The sequence below is a fragment of the Synechococcus sp. PCC 6716 genome (assembly GCF_022570815.1).
Taxonomy (GTDB): Bacteria; Cyanobacteriota; Cyanobacteriia; order Thermosynechococcales; family Thermosynechococcaceae; genus Thermosynechococcus; species Thermosynechococcus lividus.
Map to the genome: position 1 here is coordinate 1 of NZ_JAKLTU010000054.1, position 3,898 is coordinate 3,898.

5 protein-coding genes and 1 pseudogene are annotated in these 3,898 nt (G+C 52.8%); all 6 read left to right on the top strand.

The annotated features are described in order from the left end of the window. Positions 1 to 439, top strand: a pseudogene (locus tag L5220_RS14060) (RNA-guided endonuclease TnpB family protein); the annotation flags it as partial. A gap of 105 nt (positions 440 to 544) precedes the next feature. Next, entirely contained in the window at positions 545 to 1,081 is a 537-nt protein-coding gene (locus L5220_RS14065) for an RDD family protein (protein WP_499574265.1), read from the top strand. A gap of 35 nt (positions 1,082 to 1,116) precedes the next feature. Then, positions 1,117 to 1,311: a 50S ribosomal protein L33 gene (gene rpmG / locus L5220_RS14070; RefSeq protein WP_099798301.1), complete on the top strand. Its 195-nt coding sequence runs from the start codon at positions 1,117 to 1,119 to the stop codon at positions 1,309 to 1,311. 36 nt (positions 1,312 to 1,347) lie between these two features. Next, complete coding sequence (gene rpsR / locus L5220_RS14075) at positions 1,348 to 1,563, top strand: 30S ribosomal protein S18 (RefSeq protein WP_099798302.1); 216 nt, start codon at positions 1,348 to 1,350, stop codon at positions 1,561 to 1,563. Positions 1,564 to 1,748: 185 nt separating this feature from the next. After that, positions 1,749 to 2,792, top strand: a complete 1,044-nt coding sequence (locus L5220_RS14080; RefSeq protein ID WP_499574267.1) for a metal ABC transporter solute-binding protein, Zn/Mn family — start codon at positions 1,749 to 1,751, stop codon at positions 2,790 to 2,792. A gap of 15 nt (positions 2,793 to 2,807) precedes the next feature. After that, a complete protein-coding gene (locus L5220_RS14085; protein ID WP_499574269.1) occupies positions 2,808 to 3,623 on the top strand; it encodes a metal ABC transporter ATP-binding protein in 816 nt (271 codons plus the stop codon). Positions 3,624 to 3,898: the final 275 nt, after the last annotated feature.

The window sequence follows — 3,898 nt, forward strand, 5'->3', positions numbered from 1 at the left end:
TCTCATCGATACGATCATCTACGGTCGAAACAACGGGCAGAAAGATGAAATCAATTTGGGTGCAAAAACGAATCAGGAGTTCGTGCAAATTCCGCACTACAAGCTGTTTGGACGAATTAAGCAGCTTTGTTTAATTGTCGGGATTCGATTAGTCGAAACCGAAGAATCGTATACGTCTCAAGCCTCGTTTTTTGATAATGACTTCTTGCCTACGTTCGGCGAAAAACCTGAAGGGTGGAAGGCATCAGGAAAACGAATTCTTAGAGGTCTGTACCGGACTGCGCAAGGATGGCTCATCAATGCAGACTGTAATGGAGCCTGCAATATCATGAGAAAGGTAAGCACAAAGCTCAATATCGATTTGAGTGGAGTGTGTAGAGGGGCTGTGGCAGCCCCTTCTAAGGTCAAGTTAGAGCAGATTGGCTTTGCTCTAGCCTAACTCAGAGAAGCCTCGCCGTTCCACGGCGGGGAGTGTCACCGGTCTTCTGAAGCACAACCAGTATCATGGTAAGGTTGGCTCGTACGTAAGACGGCAGACTCTTCTATGGCTCTTTCCCGTCAGTATCCTCCGCCGTTGCCCCTTGCCCAACCATGGCGACGGGCGATCGCCACCAGTATTGATTTTCTGGTGATCTGGCTCACGAGCGTGGTTGGTATTACCGCAGGTGCCGCGATTCAGTGGGGACAAATTACTGTGTTTGCTGTGGTGTGGTGGCTGCTGCGGGTGGCAATGGTCAACCGCAATAAGGGGCAAAGCCCAGGACACTGGTTGATGAATGTGCGCCTACTCGATGGGCGCGATCGCACCCCCGATCTGCTCTCTCTTAGTAAGCGGGAGCTAGTGATTGGCTCGTGCGCCCTGCTGGCCTTGGTCGGCGTTGAGTCCTACGGCGTTAACTTTGCCCTGATTATCTTGCTGATGCCCCTCGCAGTGGACTGTAGCTTAGCCTGGATTGATGAGGAGCACCGCACCCTCCACGATCGCGTTGGGGGAACCAGTGTCTATCGCTGTCGCCGGGGGTTTTACCTAGATCGTAAGATCATTGAAATTGTGACTAAACTCCGTAAAAATGTGCGATAATCAGAGATCGGCTCACTGGATAGATAGGCAACATCATGGCTAAAGCAAAAGGTGCCAGAATCATTATCACCCTCGAGTGTACGGAATGCCGCAGCAACTCTGCTCAGCGCTCTCCCGGCGTGTCGCGGTACACCACGACCAAGAATCGGCGCACCACTACAGGACGCTTGGAACTAAAAAAATTCTGCCCCCACTGCAACAAACATACAATTCACAAAGAAATTAAATAGTCCAGATTAGCGCGGTACGGTTAAGGAACAACAGCTATGGCATTTTATCGGCGACGTATTTCTCCTATTGCCCCCGGCGAGCCTATTGACTACAAAGATGTTGATCTGCTGCGGCGATTTATTACCGAGCGGGGTAAAATTTTGCCCCGGCGAGTCACTGGCTTGACGGCCAAGCAGCAACGGCAGCTAGCAGTAGCGATTAAACGGGCACGGGTGATGGCATTACTCCCCTTCCTGAACGTCGAAGGCTAGAGGTCGCTCGGTCTAACTCCATAGCAACAATCCCTTGGGTGGGGGCAAGCTAGACCCCCATCTTTTGTGGGAAATTAAGGCGGAGACTCCAACCCACGTTACGGCAGCGGCGGTGCCAGGCTGCCCTTGCCGAAGGCGGTTTTATATGATAAATCTGAGAATGGTTATCATTCGTGGGTTGTCCTATGGGTTGCAATGCGTTAGGGGCGGGTTGGTGGCGATCGCTCGGGAGAGTGCTGCTTATCAGTGTGCTGCTGGGCGGTTGTGCGCCAACACAGACAACTGAAACAGAGACCCCAACGGAGCCGGTTGCCACTCCTCAATTGACAGTGGTGACGACGTTTTTGCCGATGACTGCCTTTACAAAGGCGGTTGTGGGCGATCGGGCAACGGTGACGCAGTTAGTGCCTGCCAATGTTGATCCCCATGATTTTCAGGCGCGGCCTCAGGATGTGCAGGAGATTAACCGAGCAGCGGCACTGGTGAAAAATGGCCTTGATCTGGAGGCATTTTTAGAGCCTTTAATTGACAACGCAGACAATCCTAACCTGAAGATTATTGATAGCAGCGTTGGGGTCGCAACACTGGTGGACGATGAACCGCATGACCATAGCCACACTCACGATCATAGTCACGGTGAGTTTAACCCGCACATTTGGCTAGATCCCAAGCGGGCAGTGCAACAGGTGGAAAACATTCGTGATGGGTTGATAGCGATCGATCCTGAGGGTGCCGAAATTTATAGAGCCAACGCTGCCACTTTTATTGACGAACTCAGAGCCTTGGATGCTGAGGCGGAGGCCAAGCTATCTCCGTTTGCGGGCAAAACGTTTGTGGTTTATCACGATTTTGCCCCTTACTTTGCCGACAGTTACAATCTCCAAGTTGACTTTTTAGTGGGTGTGCCGGAAGAGAGTCCGGCGCCAGCAGATGTTCGGCGGGTGATGGAGGTGGTGCAAACTAGCCAACTGAAAACGCTGCTGACTGAACCGGGGCAGGAGCAGGTGTTTGCTAGCCTTGCTCAGGATATGGGGGTGAAGGTCAGTGTTTTTGACCCGTTGGAAACAGCACCCTCTGTTGCAGACCTCACGCCAGAGTACTTCTTGGCAACGATGCGGCAGAATATTCGTAATTTGGCGACAGCGTTTGGTACTGAGACCCAAACCTACCGATCGCCTCAGTCGGTGGCGGTTGTCTGGCCGGTGGCTGCTTTACGTCCGGCCTTTTAGCAATACCGAGACACCATGGTGGACGAATACCTTCTTGAAGTAGAGAATCTTTCGGTGTGGCGGGGCGATCGCCGCGTGGTCGAAAATATTTCTTTTAGGTTGCCAGCCCATACAAACATGGCAATTGTTGGTCCCAATGGTGCGGGGAAAACGAGTCTAATTCAAGCTCTGTTGGGAATTATTCCTTACCAAGCTGGTCGGGTCACACTATTGGGCTATGGCATGAGCTATCGGCGCTTGCTGCCCTATGTCCGCCAGCAGGTGGCCTACTTACCACAAAGTTTTCAGTGCGATCGCCGCATTCCCATTACGGTAGCGGAATTTGTTGGGCTGGGCTGGGACTGTCAAACATGGCAGTGGCCATGGCACCATCGGCGCGATCGCCAACGCGCCATTGCCCATAGCCTGCGGCGGTTGCACCTCAACCACTTAGCCACACAGCCCATGAGTGCTCTGTCGGGAGGAGAAACCAAACGGGCATTACTCGCCTATTGCCTTGTGCAGCCCCGTCGCCTATTAATTTTGGACGAAGCCCCCGCTGGCCTAGACCACCATGCCGAACAACAGTTTTATGATCTGCTGACAGAACTCAAAGAAGAAGAGGGCTGGACAATTTTGCAGGTGTCCCACCACCTTGAGCGGATCAAAGCAACCTGCGACTATGTCCTTTACTTGAACGGCTCTGTACAGGGACTAGGCTCCCCTGAGCAGGTGCTCCAACACGTTGTGGCAACACTCTCCCCCCCCTATTCTGCCGAGGGATCGACCCCAGAGCCTCGAACCCCCATTGATGCGTTGGATCCCTCGGAATCGCTCAGGAAGCGGCTTTGATGGTTTTATGCTATGTCGTATAAAAAACATTACTTGCTTGCAACCGGCATCCCTCGGAATAGGGGGTTGCAGTTCGCTCAGGGAGCGGCTACTATAGGGGTACTCCTTCCTCTTCATGGGGAAGGCGATCGAATGGAAACTTCCAACAACGCTCGGTCAACATCCGGGCCATCAAAGACCTTCCTCTTCATGGGGAAGGCGATMGAATGGAAACCCATCCCCAAGAAGGACGGCACCCAAACCCACCCACAACCACCTTCCTCTTCATGGGGAAG